Consider the following 20,046-nt stretch of genomic DNA (forward strand, 5'->3'; position numbering starts at 1 on the left):
CCTTGTGAACAAAGCCTTTACAAGGCTTTGCGCCCCTGCCGCGTGGCAGGGGTGTGTTAGCGTTTGTAGTTTTGTGCAACAAAGGGCAGCGAGACGATTTCGGCGGGCTGGGCCTTGCCCCGGATGATCAGGTTGACCTTGTCGCCCGGTGCCGCATGAGCGCTGGCGACATAGCCCATCGCCACCGGCGCGCCAACGGTGGGGCCAAACCCGCCCGAGGTGATCTCGCCGATGGTCTCGCCGCCCAGGCTCTGGATCTCCACATGCTGGCGGGCGGGCGCCCGGCCTTCGGGCCTGATGCCGACCAGCTTGCGCGGGGCGCCCTCGGCGATTTCCTTCAGGATGCGTTCGGCGCCCGGAAACCCGCCTTCTTCGCGGCGGCGTTTCTGGATGGCCCAGAGCAGGCTCGCTTCGATGGGCGAGGTCTCGTTGTCGATATCATTGCCGTAAAGGCAAAGCCCCGCCTCCAGCCGCAGGCTGTCGCGCGCACCCAGACCCGCCGGTTCGCAATCCTCATGCGCCAGGAACAGGCGCGAGATGCGGATCGCCTCGCCTTCGGGGATCGAGATTTCGTAACCGTCCTCGCCGGTATAGCCCAGCCGCGAGATGCGGCACTCGACGCCGTCGATCTGGCCCAGCATCGTCTCCATGAACTTCAGATCGCGCGCTGCGGGGCAGAGACGGCCCACCACATCCTCGGCACTGGGGCCCTGCACCGCAACCAGCGCGCGGTCGAAGATCTCGGTCACCTCGACCCCGTCCAGATGCGCCGCCATATGCGGAATGTCCTGATGGCGCAGCGCCGCGTTCACCACCACAAAGAAATACTCGCCCGCATTGGACACGATCAGGTCATCCATGATGCCGCCCTGGGCGTTGGTGAAGAAGCCATAGCGCGCCTTGCCTTCGGGCAGGGTGGAAAACACCTGCGGGCAGAGCTTTTCCAACTTGGCGCCAATATCCTCTCCGCGCAGGATCACCTGCCCCATGTGGCTGACATCGAACAGAGCCGCCTTTTCGCGGCACTGCTTGTGCTCGCCCATGATCCCCATCGGGTATTGCACCGGCATTTCCCATCCAGCGAAATCCACCATTTTGCCGCCAAGCTCGACATGCAGATCGTAAAGCGGGGTGCGTTTGGGCGTATCGGTCATGACTGGGGGACCCCTTGGGCTGAAAGACAGGATGCGGCGGAGAAGAGACCGTTCCGGCCCGGATCGACCCAGGCCGGGAAAAGGAGAGAGGGGCCAGCGGCGCGACCGGACCGGAACGGCAGTTTTTTGGAGGTGAACCCGTGGCCCACGGCTGGGGCGCGGTCTGGCCGACGCTCCCTCTTGCAGATCAGTGACGAAACGCGCTCGCTCACGAGAACCCCCCTGAATGCCCTGCTGGCGCGACATTTGTATCCCGTCGCACACAAGGTAAGTCTCCTATAGGAAACTTTTCCCCTATTAGCAACAAAAGATTTGCATGAGAAAATTCGAATGGGTTAGGCTGCCTTGCAGGGAGATCGGGAAAACAAGGACAACTGCGATGGAGCCGATACAGGCCGACGACGAGGGGATGAGCCCCGACATGCTGGAAGCGCCCGATGGCGAAACGCTGGGCAAGATGATTCGTGACGCCCGCAAGGACAAGGGCCTGACGCTGGAGGAAGCGGCGCGGTCGGCCGCGATCGGCCGCTCGACCCTGTCCAAGATCGAGAACAACCAGACCCGGCCAAGCTTCGACATCATCCGCCGCCTGATGCAGGCGCTGGATCTGGAGACGCCACAACTGTTCGTGCAATCGGGCAAGAGCGACATCTCGGGCCGCCGCGATTTCACCCGCAAGGATCAGGGCGAACATCAGGTCACCCGCACCTATGATCACGAACTGCTGTGCACCGAACTGACCAGCAAACGAATGTTGCCTTATATCAGCACGATCAAGGCCCGCGATGTCAGCGAGTTCGACACCTGGGTGCGCCACCGGGGGGAGGAGTTCATGTTCGTGCTGAGCGGCGAGCTGACCCTTTATACCGAACATTACCGGCCCCTGCCGATGAAGGCGGGCGACAGCGTCTATTACGACAGCGGCATGGGCCATGGCTGCGTCTCGACCAGTGACGAGGACGCGCGGGTACTGTGGGTCTCTCTCGAAGGCTAGTTCCTGAACCTCAGGGCGGGACGGCAACCGCCCCGCCCGAAAGGCTCAGAACTCTTTCAGATAGGCGATGACGTTCTCGATCTCATCCTCCTTCTTCAGCCCGGCAAAGGACATCTTGGTGCCTTTCATGAAATCCTTGGGCTTGGCCAGAAAGGCGGCCAGGCTTTCATCGTCCCAGACCAGCCCACCTGCGGCGGCCTCGGTCAGGGCGTCGGAATACTTGAACCCTTCGACCTGACCGGCAGCGGCGCCGATGATGCCGTTCAGCTGCGGCCCGACCTTGTTGGCCGCGCCCTCGCCAACCGCATGGCAGGCCTTGCACTTGTTGAACACCTTCTTGCCCTTGTCGGCATCGCCATCGGCCAGGGCGGGCAAAGCCAGCCCGGCGGCCAGAACGGTCAGGATCAGTCGGTTTTTGAACATGGGTTTCTCCTTCTCTCGGGGTTGCGGGTGCGGGGTTACAGCACCGGTGTCGCCAGCGGCTGGGCCAGGTCGACCGGACCCAGTACCGCGGCATCGGGAATGTCGTTGAGGGGCAGCGCCTGACCGCCATGGCGCGCAATGAACCGCGCGGCGGCCTCGGGCGTGGCAAAGGGCACAAGTTCAGGCGCGCCCATACCGCCCGCCACCCGGGCGCCGGTGACGAACAACGCGCCGTCGGCGGCGATCCAGTTGCCCGGCCCCGGCTCGACCCAGCTGAGCGCGGCGCCCATGTCGCTGACATAGACGGCGGTGATCTCGGCCTCGCGCTCGGGGCTTTTGAGATAGGCCACCATGTCGCGCACCTGGGCAAAGAACAGCGGCGCCGGATGCCCCTTGAGGTGGATTTGCCCCTTGGGCCCGCCATGTTCGGCGACGTTCATCTGACAGAAATAGCTAAGCGCGCTTTCGGTCAGATCGACCGGTGCGGGCGGCGCGGCGGCCTCGTCCTCCTTGCAGGCGGCCAGCGCGATCAGCACGATCAGGGCAAGGGTTCTCATGGTTCGACCCTCCGGAACGCAGCGCGGGCCAGCCACAGCCCCAGCACCGGCCAGATGAGCAGCGAGGCAGGCGCGGCCCAGACCGGCAGCGCCTGCGCGGCGCCGGTCATGCCCGAGGCCATGGCGACCCCTTCGGTCGCGGCGATGTTCCACAGCCGAAAGGCGTCGGCCGGGTTGGCCACCATCACCCAGGGGAAGACAGATTGGGTGAAGGTGCCGCCCTTGTCCATGACCACGGCCCCCAACAGGCCAAGATCGTAGAGGACGACGAAAACCAGCCAGAGCCCGGCCGACAGACCCGCCGCCGCGGCCGAGCCTCGGGCGGTCGCGGACAGCAGGTATCCCAGCGCCAGAAAGGAAGCGCCCAGCAGGATCGAGGTGAGAATGAGGCGCAAGAGCGCCATCAGGCTTTCAGGGCCCGCACCACCGAACCAGGCCGCCACCGCTCCGGCGGTGCCAAATCCGACGGTCATGGCAAAGGCCAGCGCGGCCAGATGCGCGGCGAACTTGCCCAGCAGGATCTCGCCCCGCCCCGCTGGATAGGACAGCAGCAGGGGCAGGCTGCCCCGGTCCATGTCGCCCGCCACCGCGTCGAACGAGATCATCAGCGCCAAGAGCGGCGCCAGATAGACGCTGAGCGTGGTCATCGAGGCAACCGAGACCGTCAACATATCGACCCCCAGCGTGCCAGTAGGGGCGCTGCCCGCGAATGTCAGCGCCAGCGCGAACAAGACCATGATCAGGGTCGCGACCAGCAGCCAGCGGTTGCGGCGCAGGATCAGCATTTCGGTTTGGGCAACGGCAAGAAAACGGGTCATTGCAGCGTCTCCTTTGCATAGTGGCGATAGAGGTCCTCCAGCCGGGGCGGGGTCATGTCGACATCGACAACCGCCTCGCCCATGGCGGCGATGCTGCGCAGCGCGGTCATCTTGTCGGCGGGGTCGCACAACAGCTCGACCGAGGCACCGTTGACCCGGCTGCCACCCAGCCGGGCGGCCAGCGCATCGGCGTTTTCGCGCGCCCTGACCCGCAAGCGGATCGGCAGACCCGCCAGCGCCGACAGGTTGGCCAGCGTGTCATCGGCCACCTTGACCCCCTTGCGCAGGATGGCGATGCGGTCGGTGCGGGCCTCGACCTCGGTCAGGGCGTGGCTGGCGATCAGCACCGCCGCCCCCTGCCCCGCCAGTTCGTCGATGATGGCATAGAGATCCTGCCGCGAAATCGGGTCGAGACCGCTGGTCGGCTCGTCCAGCAGCGCCACGCGGGGCTTGCCCAGCAGCACCTGAGCCAGGCCCAACCGCTGCCGCATCCCCTTGGAATAGGCGCCGATGCGGCGGTCCATCGCGTCGGCCAACCCGACCCGCTCCAGCAGACCGGGCACATCGGCCCGCTCGCCGGACAGGCGGGCGAACAGCGTCAGTTGCTCGCGCCCGGTCAGGGCCGGGTGGAACGAGACCGCTTCGGGCAGATAGGCAATGTCGCGCCGCGCCTGCGCGCTGCCGGGCGCGGCATCACCGATGCGAATGCTGCCGCCGTCGATCCGGGTCAGGCCGAGGATGGATTTGATCAGCGTCGATTTGCCGGCACCATTATGGCCCAGCAGCGCTACGCGCTCACCTGGGACCAAGGTCAGGTCGATATGGTCCAAAACGCGCGCGCTGCCGCGATCCTTGACCGCCTGATGGATGATCAGGGCCTTATCCGTCATGGGGCACCTTCTTCAGGGCTAAGGGTTCGGGGGCATGCATCAGCGGGTTGCTGTCGATCACCCCACCCGGCAACAGCGCCGGAAAGGCCGATTGCGACCAGCGCACCAGCTGCACGGCGGGGGAGCCAAGCAGCAGCTTGGCTGCCGGTTGGGTCCACAGCACATGGTCCATGCTGTCGTTGGGGCGATAGGGGGCGTCGGCAATGCCGTCGCCATTGACGTCATAGGCGGCAAAATCGGACCAGTAATTGCCGCGCCCGTCCTCGGACCACTCGACCCATTTGGTCGAGACATACTTGACCTGTGTCCGGTTGCCGACAAAGGCGTTGCCGACGATCCGGTTCCGCTCGGACCCGGCGGTGAAATGGATTCCGATGCCGCAGCCTTCGAACCAGTTGTCGGTGAATTCATTCTTGTTGGCATTGTAGAGGAAGGTGCATTTCTCCTTCGCCCCCTTCACCACATTGCCCGAGATCACGCTGTCATTGGCATAATTCAGCATGACCCCGTGTTCACGGTCGCCGATCGAGACGTTGTTCAGCACCTTGACCCGGCTGGTGAACATCACCGCATAGCCCAGATCGTTGCCGATCGAGACATTGCCCGAGACCTCGGAATTGTCGGCATACATGTAATGCACGGCAAAGCGCAGATCGCGGAACAGGTTGCCGCGAAAGATGTTGCGGCGCGAGGAGTTCACGAAGATACCGTCGCGGCCGTATCGGATATCGTTGTCCTCGACCACCGCGCCGGGGGCGTTCCAGACATAGACGCCGTTGCCGCGCGCGTTCATGTGGCGGTCCTGGCGGCCCTCGATCCGGTTGCCCTTGACCAGCGCATCCTTGGCGCCGTGGATATCGACGCCGTAGAGATTGCCGATCAGCACGTTGTTTTCCACTACCGGCGCGCGGGCGGTCTTGGTCAGCTGGATACCGCTGTCGATCCCGTCGTGATCCGAGCCCGAGCCGATCACGGTCAGCCCGCGCAGGGTCACGCCGGGGCCGGTCACGGTGATCACGCTGCCGGTGCCTTGTCCGTCAATGGTGGCCTGCCCCATCCCGTCAAGGGTGACGGGCCGGGACAGGACCAGGGTTTCGGCATAGATGCCGGGCGCCAGGCGGAGGGTGTCACCATCCGCCGCCTGGGCCAGTGTCCGGGCGATGGCCCCCGCCCGGTTGGGCACGTCCCAATCAGCCGCCCAAAGGGGCGTGGCAAACAGGGTCGCAATCAGCAGGGGCCAGCGCATGAGTTATGCCCCCCGCGGTTCGACAAACATCCGGCCACGCATTTCCATGTGCAGCGCGTGGCAGAACCACTGGCAATAGAACCAGTGCACGCCCGGACGGTCGGCGATGAAGGTGACCGAGGCGGTGGCCTGCGGCGCCACTTCCATCGCGATGCCAAAGTTGGCCATGCACAGCCCGTGGGTCACGTCATCCACATCATCGAGGTTGGTGACATAGATCGTCACCTCGTCGCCCTGTTTCACCGTGAACTTCTCAAGGCTGAAGGTCGGCGCCACGGACGTCATGTAGACCCGCACCTTGTTGCCGTCGCGGATCGGTTCCTCGGCGCCTTCCTCAAGGTCGACGCCATCGGCGGCGGCCTGCTGGCGGGCGTCTTCCCACATCGGGTCGTTGCGATCCCAGACGTTGACCGGGTTCACCTTGGACCGGTGCACGATGATGCTGTCATGCGGCTCGGCAAAGGTCGGGCCATCATGCACCACCTTCATCTTGTCGCCCGAGATGTCGATCAGCTGTTCGTTTTCGGGCTTCAGGGGGCCGACATTCAGGAACCGGTCCTTCGAGAACTTGTTCATCGAGATCAGCCATTTGCCGTCGGCCTCGGCGGTTTCGCCCATCGAGGTCGAGTTGTGGCCCGGCTGATACTGCACATCGACCTTGTCGAGGATCGGGTCGACATCGGCACCAGCATAAGCCTCGATCGCCTTCTGGATGTCCCACTTCACCACCTGGCTGTCCAGGAACAGGGTGGTATAGGCGTTGCCCTTGTTGTCGAACGCGGTGTGGAGCGGCCCAAGACCCAGCTGCGGTTCGGCCACGATGGCCGAGCGCGGATCGGCATTGTCCGAGAACAGCGCATCGACCTTTTCGACGTCGATCACCGAGACGGTGGGCGACAGCTTGCCGTTGATCATGATGTGGCGCTTGTCGGGGGCGGCGTTACAGCCATGCGGGCTGTTGGGGATCGGGATATAGCGGGTATAGTTCTTGCCCGCGCCCTTGCGCCCGTCGACAACCTTGACGCCGTTCAGCTCCTGATAGTCGCCCGCGGCGATGCCGGCCTCGATTTCCTTGAGGTTGAACACGACCACATGGTCCTGCTCGTTCTCGGTCATCTCGGCAAGGTTCATACCCATTTCCGAGTTGTACGAGGTCGAGAAGGCGTATTTGCCCTGATAATCGCAATCGGTGTTGTCGAGGTTGCCCGACACGATCACCTGCCAGGCGATTTCCATGCTGTCGCCGTCGATCGCGGTGAAGATGTTCACATATTGCGAGGGATCGTCGAGGATCTGGCCGTCATTGACCAGCGGCGCCTCATGCTCGCCATTGGCAAAGACATAGCCGGTGCGCGGGTATTTCTGCGGACGCAGGCCGTGGATGTCATGCGCGTTGGGGATCTCGATGATCTTGTCGCATTTCATCACATCGCAGCGCACGCGCGCCACGCGGGTGTTGGCCTTGTCGTTCATGAACAGGTAGCGCCCGTCATAGGTGCCTTCGGTGAACGACATATGCGGGTGGTGCAGGTCGCCGTTGTCATAGGTTTTCTTGCCATTGGCGGCGAGGTACTGCTTGGTCTCGGGCAGCAGGCCCTCGGTCAGCACCTTGAGCGACTCGTTGGTCTGGCCCCAGCCGGTGGCCGAGCAGCGGTTGAACACCGGTACCCGCATCAGTTCGCGCATTGAGGGGATGCCGAGGATGCGCAGCTCGCCGGTCTGGCCCGAGGACCAGAAGCCGTAATATTCGTCCAGCTCGCCTGGCTCCAGATTGGCCTTGGCGGCGGCGGATGCCTCCCGCGCGGTCATCAGGGTGGCCCCCAGCCCGGTGCTGGCGAGAACGGCCCCGGTGGCTGTCGCGCCCAGCAGGCCGCGGCGGGTGACGCTCAGGTTGTTTTCGTGGTCCGACATGATCGTTCCTCCTTTCAGGAAGCTTCTTGCGGTTTGGCGTTTGGATGGTTCGCCGGTGGGTGTCCGAGGGTCAGTTTCGGATCGACCGTCCCTGTGCGCGCCCGCCGCTTGATCTGGCGGATGACGACGGGGCATTTGGCCTCGGACTGATAGAGCACCTGGCAATGCAGGCAGGTGATGCATTCGTTCGGGTTGATCTCGCCCGTGGGGTGGATCGCCTGAACCGGGCATTCGTTGGCGCAGGTCTGGCAGGGGTTGCCGCAATCCTTGTAGCGGCGCAGCCAGTCGAACATGCGGATACGGGCGGGGATCGCCAGCGCCGCGCCCAGCGGACACAGGTAGCGGCAATAGAACCGTTCGATGAAAAGGCCGATCAGCAAGAGCAGCAGCGCAAACACCACAAACGGCCAGTCGCGCATGAACTTGAGGATGATCGCGGTCTTGAACGGTTCGATCTCGGCATAGGTTTCGGCCAGCGGGATCGAGACAAAGCTGAGACCGAACAGACCCAGGAAGATCATGTATTTCACCGGCCATAGCCGCTCGTTCAGGCCCCAGGGCAGGGTCCATTGCGGCAGGCGCAAGGCGCGGGCGACCTTGTTGGTCAGCTCTTGCAGCGCGCCAAACGGGCAGAGCCAGCCGCAATAGGCGCCCCGCCCCCAAAAGATCAGCGCGGCGGCCACGGCGAACCACTGGATGAACACCAGCGGGTCGAGCAGGAACGCGTCCCAGCTGAACCCCGTGCGCAGGCTGCCGGCAAGTGCCATCAGGTTGACGACGCTCAGCTGGGCATTGGCGTACCAGCCGATGAAGAACAGCGTTGCGGTCAGATAGGCAATGCGGAACCAGTAGAAGACGCGCGCGTTCATCGTGGCCTGGAACTGGAAGAAGAAGGTCGCGGTCAAAAGCAGCAGCATCGCGCTCAGGATGCCGATCTCGACGGTGCGGTCCTTCCAGATCCGTTGCCACAGCGCGGCCTTGGCGGCGGCCTCGTCGCTCGCATCCTCGACCACCACAGGGGCGGCGGCAGGCAGCAGGAAGCGTTCCGGCAAGCGGTAGCCCAGATCGAAGGTGAGGAAGCTTTTCTCCACCGCACCCACGGCACGCTGCACCAACAGTTGCAGGCGGAAGGGGGCGGCGGGGTCGAATTCGGCATCGGCGGGGATCTTGAAGAGGTCAAGCTCGGTAAAGCCGGGCGCGTCCTCAGCCGCGACCGCACCCAGACGGCGCTGTTGTCGATCAAAGAAGCGCACCGCACTGTCGCCCTGGATCAGCTGGATCCGGTCGAAGATGCCCCCACGCACATAGCCCGATCCCTTGAAGCTGTAGGCGCCGCGCCCGAGTACCAGAATGGCCTGCTCGCCTGGCTCAAGCCAGTTTTGCAGGTTGGCGTATTCCGCCTCTCCCAGCAGGGTGCGGCCGATCTCGGGCACCGAGACCAGCGCCAGGTGCATGTCGATGAACGTGTCTTCGGGCTGGCCGGGCTCAGGGCGCTTGATGGCACGGGCGTCCCCGGTGGCCTCAAAGGCCGCGTTGACCTGTCCGATATCCAGGGTCATCCGCCGGACCGAGCCGTCGCCCGACAGGGTGAACCAGTCACTGGTCCCGGTCTGGTCCATGTCGATCTCGCGACGCGGGCCTTCGGGGGTGGCGGGCGACAGGCCGCCCAGCCCCAGCGCGCGCGCCACCTTGAGCCCTGCGCGCACCAGACTGTCGTCGATCACCATGATGGTGACCGTGGCGCCCGAGATGATGTCGAGATCATGCCCCTCGCCGCCGGTCTCGGCCTCGCGTTTCAGGTCAAGACCCTGATAGCCCTCGGTCAGGGCGACCATCCTGGAATTGGGGATGCCGATCAGCACGATCGGTTCGGAATGTTCCACCAGCTTGACGCCGGTCAGCACCGCGTCGGCGTCGATGGCGGCGATCACATGGATCGGCTTGCCGGAATAGCCGGTGGTGCCCACGAAATCCGAGGTGAGAAAGGCCCAGGCAACGGTCTCGCCACCCTTGAGCACCGGCGCCACCGGCACATCCTCGCGCAGCGGGCCAAAGCCATCGGCGCCGGGGGCCAGGTAGGCGGGCGCAAGCGCGGCCAGAAACCGGGGCAGGTCGCTGGCCTGCCCCGGGATGGGGGCCAGGAACAGAAGGGTCAGCAGAACCCGGATGACGCGTGTGATCAGCACATCGCACCTCTCTTGTCTTGGATTGGGGGGCCACGGGTCTCGGGCCAGAGCCGGTTCCGCACCGCCCAAGCCGACACGTCGGTTCGGGTCGGTTGCCGGGCGTCGAGGAGGACCGGTTCGACGACCCCGCCATAGGCAGGCGTCATGAAATCAACCCCTGTCGAACACATCAGGCAATCGCCGCAATCGGGGCAGGGATCATCCGTGCCCTCGACCGGCATCTGGATCCAGACCGCGCCCTCTTCCGAGCAGATCTCGATCCACGCGCCCTCGCCTGCCTGGGCCAGCTGCGGCGCCAGCAGTTGCAGCACCATCAGCACGATGCCCAAGACACCGCCGACGCGGCGCAGGGCGCTGCGGATCGGGTCCGGTATGTCGGTCTGGCGGGGCATAAGCACCTCGGGCACGGGATTGCGTCTGGCCCGAGTCCTATGCGTCCCGCCGCGCCGCTTACTTGACTTTGGTCAGGCCCCCACCTCGGCTGCGATCACATTCCGCAACGCCAGCGCAAACAGCTGCGCCACCGCGCTATCCGGCCGGTCGGGCCGCGTCATCAACCCCACCGGCCCCCTGGTCAGCCCGGTCTGGAACGGCAACGCCACCAACCGCCCCTCGGCAATCTCGTTGGCAACCACCCCGCGCGAGATGATCCAGACCGCATCCGAGCGGCGTGTATGAACCCGGCCAAAGGCGCCCGAGACGGTTTCCAGCCGGTTGGGAAACTCGCCGATCCCGTTTGCGATCAGCATCTGTTCGACCAACGGCCGTATCGCGGCGCCGGGCGGCGGATAGATCACCGGCCAGTCGGCCACCCGCGCCAGATCGGGCGCGGCCAGCAGCGGATGACCGGGGCGCACCACAAACACCACCTGTTCCTGATAGAGCTGGGTGAACGAAAGCCCCTGCATTGTCTCGGGCGGCCCCATCCGCCCGATCACCAGATCCAGCGTCCCCAAACGCAGCCGTTCGACCAGATAGCCATGCGGCCCGTCCTGGATCCGCAACAGCGCATGCGGTGCCAGTCGTGCGAATTCGCCCACCGCGCGCGGCATCAGATAGGCCGCCACGCTGGGCAAGGCCCCCACCGACAGGGTTTCCCGCTGACGGCGCCCCTCGGTCTCGATCCCGTCAAGCCCCTGTTGCAGGCTGGCCAGCGACATCCGTGCGAAATGCAGGAACACCTCTCCGGGCTTGGTCAGCTCCACCCCCGCCCGGCTGCGGCGCATCAAGGTGGTGCCGGTGATCTCTTCCAACTCCTTGAGAGTTTTGGACATTGCCGGCTGGGTCAGGAACAGTTTCTCCGCCGCCGTCCTCAGACTGCCCTCGCGCGCGATTTCCACAAAGCACTGGATGTGGCGGAACTTGATGCGACGGTCGATCATTTACTTTCCCATTTTGGAAACTAAACTGCCTCTTTACTCATTTTACATCACGCATTCAATCATTCATCCTGTTCTCAACGGGAGGAGACACGATGCGCACGCAAATAGTGATTGTCGGAGGTGGCCCCTCGGGCCTGCTGCTGGGGCAGCTGTTGCATCGCAAGGGCATCGACACGGTGGTACTGGAACGCCAGTCACGCGCGCATGTGCTGGGCCGCATCCGGGCCGGTGTGCTTGAGGCGGGATTCGTCAACCTGATGCGCGAGGCCGGTGTCGCCGAGCGGATGGACCGCGAAGGTTTCGTGCATCACGGCACCATCCTGGCCCATGGCGAGGAACAGATCCGCATCAGTTTCGAGGATCTGATCGGGCGACACGTGGTGGTCTATGGCCAGACCGAATTGACGCATGATCTGTATGACGCCCGCGATGCTGTGGGCGGCAAGACGGTGTTCAATGCCGAGGGTGTCACGATCCACGATGCCGACAGCGACGCGCCCTATGTCACCTACAGCAGTGACGGCACCGAACACCGGATCGACTGCGATTATGTTGCGGGCTGCGACGGGTTCCACGGGATCAGTCGACAAACCATTCCGGCCGGCATCCGCAAGGAATATGAACAGGTCTATCCGTTTGGATGGCTGGGGCTGTTGTCCGAAACGCCACCTGTGAGCGACGAAGTGCTCTATAGCTTGTCCGAGCGCGGCTTTGCCCTCTGTTCCATGCGAAACGCCACGCTCAGCCGCTACTACATCCAGTGTGCCCTGTCCGACAAGGTCACGGACTGGAGCGATGATGCCTTCTGGACCGAGTTCCGCCAGCGGCTGCCACGCGCGGTGGGGGACCGGCTGGTTACCGGGCCATCGATCGAGAAATCCATCGCACCGCTCCGGTCCTTTGTCTGCGAACCGATGCGCTGGGGGCGGCTGTTCCTGTGCGGGGATGCGGCCCATATCGTGCCGCCAACCGGCGCCAAGGGGCTGAACACGGCGGCGAGCGATATCCATTACCTGTATCACGCGCTGGTGCAGGTGTTCGAGACCGGCGAGACCGAGGGGATCGATCGCTATTCCGAACAGGCACTGGCCCGCATCTGGAAAACCCAGCGGTTCAGCTGGTGGATGACCAAGCTTTTGCACCGTTTTCCCGAGCAGACCGAATTCGACCTGCGCATCCAGCGGGCCGAGCTGGAATTCCTGCGCGACAGCCGCGATGCGCAAACGGTGCTTGCACAGAACTATGTCGGTCTGCCCTACTAGGGCGTGGCGGAAAGGAAGACGAATGTCAGAACGCTATGACAACGGAATGAAGGTACGCCGCCAGGTGCTGGGTGACGCTTATGTCGACCGGGCCGAGGCGAACCGGACCGAGTTCGAAAGCCCGTTTCAGACCCTGATCACCGAAGGCGCCTGGGGCACGGTCTGGGCCAGCGACGGGATCAGCGACCGGGAACGGTCGATGCTGACGCTGGCGCTGTTGGCGGCGCTGGGGAATTTCGACGAAATTCCCATGCACATCCGTGCCACCACGCGGACCGGCGCCAGCAAGCAGGACGTGCTCGAGGCCTTCCAGCATGTGGCGATCTATGCCGGTGTGCCGCGCGCCAATCAGGCGCTGAAGCTGGCGCGGCAGACCTATGACGAGATGGAAGCGGAATGAGCGGACCGGAGCGCGAACGGCCCAGCCAAGAGGAGACAGCCCAGATGACCAAACCCGGCGAATTCTACCAGCGTGACCGCGCCTGGCATCCGCCCGCGCATGTCCCCGACTACAAGACCTCGGTTGCGCGCTCTCCCCGGCAGGCATTGATCAGCCTCGAGAACACGGTGAGCGAAATCACCGGCCCGGTTTTCGGCCACACCGATATCGGCGCCGACGACAATGACCTGATCCACAACTACGCCCAGACGGGCCAAAGCGCCATCGGCGAGCGGATCCTCTTGCATGGGAGAATTTTCGACGAAAATTCTCGGCCTGTGCCGAACACGCTGGTGGAAATCTGGCAGGCCAATGCAGGCGGGCGGTATCGCCACAAGAAAGATACCTATCTGGCCCCCATCGATCCCAATTTCGGTGGTTGCGGGCGCACCCTGACCGACGAGAACGGCTATTACTACTTTCGCACAGTAAAACCCGGCGCCTATCCCTGGCGCAACTGGGTCAATAGCTGGCGACCCGCCCATATCCACATGTCGATCTTCGGCACCGCCTTTGCCCAGCGGCTGATCACCCAACTCTATTTCGAGGGCGACCCGCTGATCCACAAATGCCCGATCGTCAACACCATCCCCGACCCCGCCGCCATCGACCGCCTGATCGCGCCGCTCGACATGAATGCCGCGATCCCCTTCGACTGTCTGGCCTATCGCTTCGACGTGGTGCTGCGCGGGCGCCGCTCGACCCTGTTCGAGAACCGGCTTGAGGGAAACTGATGCGTTTCCACTGGAAGCGAAACCCGGTTTTCCGGTTCGCAAACGCGACAACGAGGAGAGGATCATGGTCCAGAAGCTCGACTATCTGAAGGAAACTCCGTCCCAGACCGCAGGCCCCTATGTGCATATAGGTCTGGCCCCCGGCGCCGCCGGTTTTGACATCTATGACCAGGAACTGGGCTGGGACATCGCCGGACCCAATGCCGCCGGAGAGCGTATCCGGGTCGAGGGCCGGGTGATCGACGGCACCGGCAGCCCGGTCAAGGATGTACTGATCGAGGTCTGGCAGGCCAATGCCGCCGGCATCCATGCCCATCCCGAACACGCCGGCCGGGTCGAGGACGGGTTTCGCGGCTGGGGCCGGGTGATTACCGATTTCGAGACCGGCGAGTGGGGTTTCGACACCGTCAAACCCGGCCCGGTGCCGGGGCGCAACGGCGCGACACAGGCACCGCACCTGAACCTGTGGATCGTGGCGCGCGGCATCAATATCGGCCTCAACACCCGGCTCTATTTCAGCGACGAGGCCGAGGCCAATGCCGCCGACCCGGTGCTGAACCTGATCGAATGGGAAAACCGCCGCGCGACCCTGGTCGCTGTCCGAGGCGAACGCGAGGGCAAACCGCTCTACCGTTTCGACATTCACCTGCAAGGCCCGCAGGAAACCGTCTTTTTCGATATCTGAGACCGGAGACCGCCCATGGACAAGCCCTGCATCATATGCGTTGCAATCACCGGCTCCGTTCCCACCAAGGCCGACAATCCCGCCGTGCCGATCTCGGTCAGCGAACAGATTGAGAGCACACATGAGGCGTTCGAGGCTGGCGCCACCATCGCCCATTGTCATGTGCGCAATGATGACGGCACCCCCACCAGCGATCCAGACCGTTTTGCCCGGCTCATGGAGGGGCTGCACACGCATTGCCCGGGCATGATCGTGCAACTCTCGACCGGCGGTCGGTCAGGGGCCGGTCGGGCGCGCGGTGGCATGTTGCCACTGAAACCTGACATGGCCTCGCTCTCGGTCGGGTCCAACAACTTCCCCACGCGGGTCTACGAGAACCCGCCCGACCTGGTCGACTGGCTGGCCTCCGAAATGCGGACCCATCAGGTCACCCCGGAAATCGAGGCCTTCGACCTCAGCCATATCCTGCGCGCCATCGACATGCACGGACGCGGGCTGCTCCACGGCAAACTCTATTTGCAATTCGTGATGGGGGTGAAGAACGCGATGCCTGCCGATCGCGAAGTGTTCGATTTCTACGTCCGGATGATGCAGACGCGTGCGCCGCAGGCCGAATGGTGCGCCGCCGGTATTGGCGCCAATCAACTGGCGGTGAATGAATGGGCCATCGCTGCGGGCGGACACACCCGCACGGGGCTAGAGGACAATATCCGTCTCGACCGGCACACGCTTGCCCCCTCCAACGCCGCGCTGGTACGGCGCTGCGTCGACCTTTGCGAGAAATACCAGCGCCCCGTCGCCACCTGGCAGCAGGCACGTGAGCTTCTCGACCTTCCGGCAACGGCGCGGAATTGAAAACGGGCGCACACCCCGCTATGCGGACCCGATGAGACAAAAGGCGGGCAGCTATCTGGCGGTATTCGCGGGCGGGGCAATCGGCTCTGTCCTGCGCGAGGTGCTGGGTACCCAACTGCCAGGACTACCCTTCCTCACCGCCACATTCGGCATCAACACCGCCGCCTGTTTCGTGCTCGGCTGGCTTTTTGCCATCCGCCACCGGCTGCACCCCCATCTGCTTCATCTGGGCGCAGTGGGGTTCTGTGGCGGTCTTTCGACCTTTTCCTCATTCATCCTCGAACTGGACCGGCTCACAATTTCCGGCGGCTGGTCCATCGGCCTCGTCGCCATGACGGTGGAAATCGCCGCGGGCCTTGCCGCCGCCATCCTGGGCGAAGCGCTGGGGCGCGGCCGCGAGGTACGACGATGACGGCCGTTGCCCTGCATGCGCTCTTTGCACTCGGCGGCGGTCTCGGGGCGGTCCTGCGCCACTGGGTCGCGCGTCGCGTGACACATGACCTGCCGCTCGCAACCCTGGTGGTCAATGTGCTCGGTACCCTGCTGCTGGGTATTTGGCTCGGCCAACCCGCAAGCGGTGCAGCGGACCCGGACCAAAGCCGCCAGCTGATCCTCGGTTTCTGTGGCGGGTTCACCACCTTCTCCAGCTTTGCCTATCAGACGCTCGACCTGCATCGCGCCCGCTCGATCGCCAGCGCCGCCGCCAACATCCTCGCCAGCGTGGCGCTCTGCGCGCTTGCCTACCTGTTGGGGACCTCTCTGAGCGGCTGAGCCGGGCGACAGCGCTGGGGGACCAGTCCCCCAGACCCCCTGGAGTATTTCCGACCAGAAAGAAACAAGAGGGTCCCTGCTTCTTTCTGGTTCACAATACTCCCGCCGGAGGCGCCGCACCCGGCAAACCGCGCAGCCGGGGCGAGGATACGTCACCTCTCGTCCCGCGCCGAGGAGGAGGAACGACGACGAGATCCCGAGCGCGCCGAAGGCGCACTGCCTGGTTACAGCGTCTTGAGGTATTCGACCAACGCGCGGCGGTCCTCCTCGCTCAAACCCGCGGTGCCATAATCGTGGCCCGAATTGAAGTTGCCCGGGATCGGCTCGCCATCCTCGCCACGGGCGCGGAAGGTGAACGGGTTCTGGTCAAGACCCGACACGAAACCGACCTTGACCGGGTCAAACTCGCGGCTGCCGACGCCAAAGACCTCGGGCCGCGTGGCCGCGTCCTCGGGCAGTTCCGCGTCAAGCGCGGTGGCGACGTTGCGCATGCGCGCGGGCAACAGCAGGTCATAGAGCGTCGGCACCGAACCATTATGCAGATAGGGCGCGGTGGCCCAGATCCCGTTCAACGAACGGGCCTTGTAGGCCAAGAGGGGATGCTCCTGCGTCAGGCATTCCTCGGCATCGGCTTTCTTCTTCGCGTCGCTGACACCGGGAAGGTATTCGGTCACCAGCCCGGTCTCGGTGCGAATCCCGCTGGGCCGATCATCCTCGCCCAGGATCGCGGCCAGAACCTCGAACAACTTGCCACGGATGGTGCCCACGGTCGCGTTGACCAGCATCAGGCGGGTATAGTCCTCGTCCCGGTCGATGCGGGTGAATTTCGTGTCCACAAGCTGGCCGCCGAAATTGCCCGATTTCGAGCGATGCAGGAAGGTATTGCAGGTGGTGAACACATCCGTCCCCAACTCTGCCAGCGGCGTCATGCTGATTTTCATATTGCTGCTGGTATCGGTCGGCGCCATGTGGCTGTGGCAGTCTGCGCAGCTTTCACCGTCGATCTTGCGGGCAAAGACCTCGCGCCCACGTGCTGCGAGATCCCAGTCGATGGCTCCCAGCATCTCCTCGGGCCAGCGCGGCGATTGCAGGCTTTCGAGCTGGCGTTCCAGCGAAATCAGCTCGCGCACCCGGGCGCTGGAGGGGTAGCCGCGCAGGACCTTGGACTTGTCCGTTTCGAGATGAGCAAAGACGCCAATCACCTCGGAGGTATTGCGCACCAGCGCGCCCAGCTCGGTATTCTCACCCAGGAACCGGATCTTGAACATGCGCGGCGCGATACCGTTCCATTGCAGCTGGTCCTGCTGTGAGGTGTTCCAGATATGCGGATAGCTGGCCGGCGCGTCGGCAAGCACATTGGTGATCTGGTTCGGGTGGCGGATGGTCAGCGCCACCTTGTTCAGGATATGGCCCTGCGCATCCAGCCGGGCATGGCCATAGCGTACCTTGGGTGCTGCGTTCTTGTCGGCCAGCGCCTGTTGCCAGACGATCTGTTCGTTGAGTTGCAGTTCCAGCGACTCGCGCCCGTCGATCGTCTGGTCGGACCCCAGCACCGCGCGCGCGAAACGGTCGAACCGGTCACGATCGGCGACGGTGTCCTTGAGCGCCTGCAACAGGTCCTCTTCCATCCGCTGGAAATCGGCCAGCGTCGGCGCGCCCTCGACCCGCAGGCGGCGGCCCTGATGAGTGATCTCGTTGGTGTGGCAGGCCGAGCAGGTCAGCCCGACCCAGGGTTCACGCATGGTCAGCGCATCGCAGGTTTCCGGGAAGGTATCGCACATCAGGTCGGCATCCAGGGTCTTATCCTGATCCACCACCCAGCCCAGCGGCAGCCCCTCGGGATTGTGCACCGGGTCGGGATTGGCGATATAGCCCAGCTCGTCCATATAGGCACGGTCCAGAAAGGCGCGGATCGCCCCATCCCCGTCACCGGGTTGTTCCAGCGCACGCATCCAGGACAGCGGCAACAGACGCGAACCCTGGGTGGTGGTGTACCACCATCGGCGTTGCGCATCGTTCCAGCCCTGGTCGAGGCATTCCACGTCGCGACAAACATTCCAACCTGCTTGCGCCTGCGCCCGCTCTGCCGACGCCGTGATGGCAACCAGACCAGTCGCGAGGGTGATACCAATCAGCTGTTTCGAAATCATCAGTCTATCTCCGGTCTGTTGCGCATCCCGTTCCATGCCCCGCAACCAAGTCACACTGGGGGTAACGACGCCATCTTGCCGCAACCCTTGCGTGTTTTTCAAATGTCTTGTTCAGTTTTCTGGGCCTCTACGCCCGTTTCAATCCCACCCAACCAAAATGCTGAGTGGTACCCGCTGCCAACCGCTCTTGACGTAGGACCGGGTCGAAATTCCCCGACGAAACCCTGCACCGTTCGATGAACGGCCTTACACAGGCACCAACTCAGCAGGTTATGATTTTTACCGAGCCACTCACTCTCAGCTATCAATGAGACGTAGGGTAAGGCTTGGAAATGCGACAATAATCACCCGAAATGGTGAAACACGCTATATTCGTGAAAAGACCCCTCGAATCATCAAGACCCATGGCCCCGACTGACCAGCACGATCAACTCGTTCTCTCAATTTACGATGCCGCGCTGGACCCTGGAAAGTGGCCGGAGCTTCTCACACGGATCGCGCGCTATGCTGGGGGGATCGGTGCGATGATCTTCGAGGTCGAAACGCCGGGCGATCAGCCGCATCTGCTGGCCTCGCATTTCAGCGACACCTACCAGATCGACTTGGTGGAAGGGTATCTGAACCAGCACAACGATCTGGAAATCGCCGATCAGGCCGTTTTTGCGCGTCATTCCCGCGCCTCGGACGACATTCAGCTGATTCCCGATTCGGTGCTGGCCGCATCCGAGGCCGAACTGCTGGCGCGGCCCAATCAGAAAACGATGATGGAATATGGCATCCGCTATCGCTGTGGCGCGCTGTTGAACAAGGATCAGCTGTTTCACGACCGGTTTTCGATGCAATTCGGGTCGGACGCCTCAGAAGACCTGCCGCAGCGGCTGGCGCGCGCATCGCGGCTGTTACCGCATATTGCCAAGGCGCTCAGCATCGGGCGCCCGCTTCAGGCGGTACAGAAACGGCACGACACAGTGTTGAATGCACTGGACAAGCTGGATGTAGGCTTCTGTGTTCTCGACAAGCGCATGAACGTGATCGCCGGCAACGAAGAATTCCGCCGCCAGTCCGAGGAAAGCGGCGTATTCCGCCGAGACCCGCAGGGCAAGCTGAGTTTTCGTAGCGATGACGATCTGAACCGCGCCCGCGCCTTGCTGGGCAATCCGAAACAACATGGCAGATTCGGCGCCCGCCCCCGCAAGGAAGCGTTGGAGGCCGTTCATCAGAGCGACTCCCATAACGGCGATGCGCTGTGCATCGACATCTCTCCCCTGCATCAGGCAGATGACATTGGAAACGAGGCGCTGGACGGGTACCTGTTGATGAGCACGGACACCAGCCGCACCTATCGGCTGGAAATGCCAACCATCGCCGCCTTGTTTGACCTGAGCGAAGCCGAGTGCGCCGTGTTCGAACTGATGGCCGAAGGCAAAACCAACAAGCAGATCGCCGAAGAACGTGGCCGTTCTCTGGACACGGTCAACTCGCAGGTAAAGTCGATCCTGTCGAAATCCAATTGCGGCAACCGGACCCAGGCCATCCGCATGGCGACAAATATCTCGTCTGGTTTCCTGGTCAGGGATTAATCGGCCATA

Annotated in this window: 20 protein-coding genes; 9 read left to right on the plus strand and 11 right to left on the minus strand. The window is 63.6% G+C overall.

The window, feature by feature from the left end; all coding sequences use genetic code 11:
* Positions 1 to 56 precede the first annotated feature (56 nt).
* The gene (gene gcvT, locus MB818_RS15445) at positions 57 to 1,154 is read right to left on the minus strand and encodes a glycine cleavage system aminomethyltransferase GcvT (RefSeq protein WP_234143733.1); all 1,098 of its coding nucleotides are present in this window, start codon (positions 1,152 to 1,154) and stop codon (positions 57 to 59) included.
* Positions 1,155 to 1,533: 379 nt separating this feature from the next.
* Between gcvT and MB818_RS15450 the strand changes: the two genes are divergently transcribed.
* Entirely contained in the window at positions 1,534 to 2,148 is a 615-nt protein-coding gene (locus MB818_RS15450) for a helix-turn-helix domain-containing protein (protein ID WP_234140145.1), read from the plus strand.
* A gap of 45 nt (positions 2,149 to 2,193) precedes the next feature.
* On the opposite strand, the gene MB818_RS15455 is transcribed toward MB818_RS15450, so the two are convergent.
* The 9 genes from MB818_RS15455 to pcaQ all read right to left on the minus strand — a co-directional run bounded on the left by MB818_RS15455 (position 2,194) and on the right by pcaQ (position 11,561).
* Positions 2,194 to 2,571, minus strand: coding sequence for a c-type cytochrome (locus tag MB818_RS15455; protein WP_234140146.1), 378 nt, complete (start codon positions 2,569 to 2,571; stop codon positions 2,194 to 2,196).
* A gap of 35 nt (positions 2,572 to 2,606) precedes the next feature.
* A complete protein-coding gene (locus MB818_RS15460) occupies positions 2,607 to 3,128 on the minus strand; it encodes a nitrous oxide reductase accessory protein NosL (RefSeq protein WP_238905660.1) in 522 nt (173 codons plus the stop codon).
* On the minus strand, positions 3,125 to 3,946 hold the full coding sequence (locus MB818_RS15465) for an ABC transporter permease (protein WP_234143730.1): 822 nt from the start codon (positions 3,944 to 3,946) through the stop codon (positions 3,125 to 3,127). The genes MB818_RS15460 and MB818_RS15465 overlap by 4 nt, the downstream gene beginning before the upstream one ends.
* Positions 3,943 to 4,836 carry an ABC transporter ATP-binding protein gene (locus tag MB818_RS15470; RefSeq protein WP_234177034.1) on the minus strand — a complete coding sequence of 298 codons (894 nt, stop codon included), beginning with the start codon at positions 4,834 to 4,836 and terminating at the stop codon, positions 3,943 to 3,945. Before MB818_RS15470 ends, MB818_RS15465 begins: the two co-directional genes overlap by 4 nt.
* The gene (locus tag MB818_RS15475) at positions 4,826 to 6,082 is read right to left on the minus strand and encodes a nitrous oxide reductase family maturation protein NosD (protein ID WP_234177033.1); all 1,257 of its coding nucleotides are present in this window, start codon (positions 6,080 to 6,082) and stop codon (positions 4,826 to 4,828) included. The genes MB818_RS15470 and MB818_RS15475 overlap by 11 nt, the downstream gene beginning before the upstream one ends.
* 3 nt (positions 6,083 to 6,085) lie before the next feature.
* Entirely contained in the window at positions 6,086 to 7,993 is a 1,908-nt protein-coding gene (gene nosZ / locus MB818_RS15480; RefSeq protein ID WP_238905663.1) for a TAT-dependent nitrous-oxide reductase, read from the minus strand.
* A 14-nt stretch (positions 7,994 to 8,007) separates the two neighbouring features.
* On the minus strand, positions 8,008 to 10,179 hold the full coding sequence (locus MB818_RS15485; RefSeq protein ID WP_238905665.1) for a 4Fe-4S binding protein: 2,172 nt from the start codon (positions 10,177 to 10,179) through the stop codon (positions 8,008 to 8,010).
* Positions 10,173 to 10,571 carry a DUF2946 family protein gene (locus MB818_RS15490; protein WP_238905667.1) on the minus strand — a complete coding sequence of 133 codons (399 nt, stop codon included), beginning with the start codon at positions 10,569 to 10,571 and terminating at the stop codon, positions 10,173 to 10,175. Before MB818_RS15490 ends, MB818_RS15485 begins: the two co-directional genes overlap by 7 nt.
* Before the next feature lie 72 nt (positions 10,572 to 10,643).
* A complete protein-coding gene (gene pcaQ / locus MB818_RS15495) occupies positions 10,644 to 11,561 on the minus strand; it encodes a pca operon transcription factor PcaQ (RefSeq protein ID WP_238905668.1) in 918 nt (305 codons plus the stop codon).
* A gap of 92 nt (positions 11,562 to 11,653) precedes the next feature.
* Between pcaQ and pobA the strand changes: the two genes are divergently transcribed.
* The 7 genes from pobA to crcB all read left to right on the plus strand — a co-directional run bounded on the left by pobA (position 11,654) and on the right by crcB (position 16,307).
* Positions 11,654 to 12,823 (plus strand): 4-hydroxybenzoate 3-monooxygenase, encoded by a 1,170-nt coding sequence (gene pobA, locus MB818_RS15500; protein WP_234140155.1) that lies wholly within the window; start codon positions 11,654 to 11,656, stop codon positions 12,821 to 12,823.
* A gap of 22 nt (positions 12,824 to 12,845) precedes the next feature.
* A complete protein-coding gene (pcaC, locus tag MB818_RS15505) occupies positions 12,846 to 13,223 on the plus strand; it encodes a 4-carboxymuconolactone decarboxylase (RefSeq protein WP_234140156.1) in 378 nt (125 codons plus the stop codon).
* Positions 13,224 to 13,267: 44 nt separating this feature from the next.
* The gene (gene pcaH / locus MB818_RS15510) at positions 13,268 to 13,996 is read left to right on the plus strand and encodes a protocatechuate 3,4-dioxygenase subunit beta (protein ID WP_234143722.1); all 729 of its coding nucleotides are present in this window, start codon (positions 13,268 to 13,270) and stop codon (positions 13,994 to 13,996) included.
* 64 nt (positions 13,997 to 14,060) lie between these two features.
* Positions 14,061 to 14,681, plus strand: a complete 621-nt coding sequence (gene pcaG / locus MB818_RS15515; RefSeq protein ID WP_238905671.1) for a protocatechuate 3,4-dioxygenase subunit alpha — start codon at positions 14,061 to 14,063, stop codon at positions 14,679 to 14,681.
* 15 nt (positions 14,682 to 14,696) lie between these two features.
* Positions 14,697 to 15,536: a 3-oxoadipate:acetyl-CoA acetyltransferase gene (locus MB818_RS15520; RefSeq protein WP_238905673.1), complete on the plus strand. Its 840-nt coding sequence runs from the start codon at positions 14,697 to 14,699 to the stop codon at positions 15,534 to 15,536.
* 31 nt (positions 15,537 to 15,567) lie between these two features.
* The gene (locus MB818_RS15525; RefSeq protein WP_234177018.1) at positions 15,568 to 15,948 is read left to right on the plus strand and encodes a FluC/FEX family fluoride channel; all 381 of its coding nucleotides are present in this window, start codon (positions 15,568 to 15,570) and stop codon (positions 15,946 to 15,948) included.
* Complete coding sequence (gene crcB, locus MB818_RS15530; RefSeq protein WP_238905675.1) at positions 15,945 to 16,307, plus strand: fluoride efflux transporter CrcB; 363 nt, start codon at positions 15,945 to 15,947, stop codon at positions 16,305 to 16,307. Before MB818_RS15525 ends, crcB begins: the two co-directional genes overlap by 4 nt.
* Before the next feature lie 224 nt (positions 16,308 to 16,531).
* Here the strand turns inward: crcB and MB818_RS15535 are convergent, their stop codons facing one another.
* Positions 16,532 to 18,457 carry a di-heme-cytochrome C peroxidase gene (locus MB818_RS15535; RefSeq protein ID WP_238905677.1) on the minus strand — a complete coding sequence of 642 codons (1,926 nt, stop codon included), beginning with the start codon at positions 18,455 to 18,457 and terminating at the stop codon, positions 16,532 to 16,534.
* A 404-nt stretch (positions 18,458 to 18,861) separates the two neighbouring features.
* Here MB818_RS15535 and MB818_RS15540 point away from each other — a divergent pair, with 404 nt between their 5' ends.
* Entirely contained in the window at positions 18,862 to 20,037 is a 1,176-nt protein-coding gene (locus MB818_RS15540; protein ID WP_234177014.1) for a helix-turn-helix transcriptional regulator, read from the plus strand.
* Positions 20,038 to 20,046: the final 9 nt, after the last annotated feature.

Source organism: Ruegeria alba (assembly GCF_022321465.1).
GTDB lineage: Bacteria > Pseudomonadota > Alphaproteobacteria > Rhodobacterales > Rhodobacteraceae > Ruegeria_B > Ruegeria_B alba.

What these genes read in the sequence shown, in the direction of transcription:
- pcaC (WP_234140156.1), top strand. Translation starts at nt 12,846, where the DNA reads ATGTCAGAACGCTATGACAACGGAATGAAGGTACGCCGCCAGGTGCTG.
- MB818_RS15455 (WP_234140146.1), bottom strand. Translation starts at nt 2,571, where the DNA reads ATGTTCAAAAACCGACTGATCCTGACCGTTCTGGCCGCCGGGCTGGCT.
- pcaH (WP_234143722.1), top strand. Translation starts at nt 13,268, where the DNA reads ATGACCAAACCCGGCGAATTCTACCAGCGTGACCGCGCCTGGCATCCG.
- MB818_RS15460 (WP_238905660.1), bottom strand. Translation starts at nt 3,128, where the DNA reads ATGAGAACCCTTGCCCTGATCGTGCTGATCGCGCTGGCCGCCTGCAAG.
- MB818_RS15525 (WP_234177018.1), top strand. Translation starts at nt 15,568, where the DNA reads ATGAGACAAAAGGCGGGCAGCTATCTGGCGGTATTCGCGGGCGGGGCA.
- pobA (WP_234140155.1), top strand. Translation starts at nt 11,654, where the DNA reads ATGCGCACGCAAATAGTGATTGTCGGAGGTGGCCCCTCGGGCCTGCTG.
- crcB (WP_238905675.1), top strand. Translation starts at nt 15,945, where the DNA reads ATGACGGCCGTTGCCCTGCATGCGCTCTTTGCACTCGGCGGCGGTCTC.
- MB818_RS15540 (WP_234177014.1), top strand. Translation starts at nt 18,862, where the DNA reads ATGGCCCCGACTGACCAGCACGATCAACTCGTTCTCTCAATTTACGAT.
- MB818_RS15450 (WP_234140145.1), top strand. Translation starts at nt 1,534, where the DNA reads ATGGAGCCGATACAGGCCGACGACGAGGGGATGAGCCCCGACATGCTG.
- gcvT (WP_234143733.1), bottom strand. Translation starts at nt 1,154, where the DNA reads ATGACCGATACGCCCAAACGCACCCCGCTTTACGATCTGCATGTCGAG.
- MB818_RS15520 (WP_238905673.1), top strand. Translation starts at nt 14,697, where the DNA reads ATGGACAAGCCCTGCATCATATGCGTTGCAATCACCGGCTCCGTTCCC.
- nosZ (WP_238905663.1), bottom strand. Translation starts at nt 7,993, where the DNA reads ATGTCGGACCACGAAAACAACCTGAGCGTCACCCGCCGCGGCCTGCTG.
- MB818_RS15470 (WP_234177034.1), bottom strand. Translation starts at nt 4,836, where the DNA reads ATGACGGATAAGGCCCTGATCATCCATCAGGCGGTCAAGGATCGCGGC.
- MB818_RS15465 (WP_234143730.1), bottom strand. Translation starts at nt 3,946, where the DNA reads ATGACCCGTTTTCTTGCCGTTGCCCAAACCGAAATGCTGATCCTGCGC.
- MB818_RS15535 (WP_238905677.1), bottom strand. Translation starts at nt 18,457, where the DNA reads ATGATTTCGAAACAGCTGATTGGTATCACCCTCGCGACTGGTCTGGTT.
- pcaG (WP_238905671.1), top strand. Translation starts at nt 14,061, where the DNA reads ATGGTCCAGAAGCTCGACTATCTGAAGGAAACTCCGTCCCAGACCGCA.
- pcaQ (WP_238905668.1), bottom strand. Translation starts at nt 11,561, where the DNA reads ATGATCGACCGTCGCATCAAGTTCCGCCACATCCAGTGCTTTGTGGAA.
- MB818_RS15490 (WP_238905667.1), bottom strand. Translation starts at nt 10,571, where the DNA reads ATGCCCCGCCAGACCGACATACCGGACCCGATCCGCAGCGCCCTGCGC.
- MB818_RS15475 (WP_234177033.1), bottom strand. Translation starts at nt 6,082, where the DNA reads ATGCGCTGGCCCCTGCTGATTGCGACCCTGTTTGCCACGCCCCTTTGG.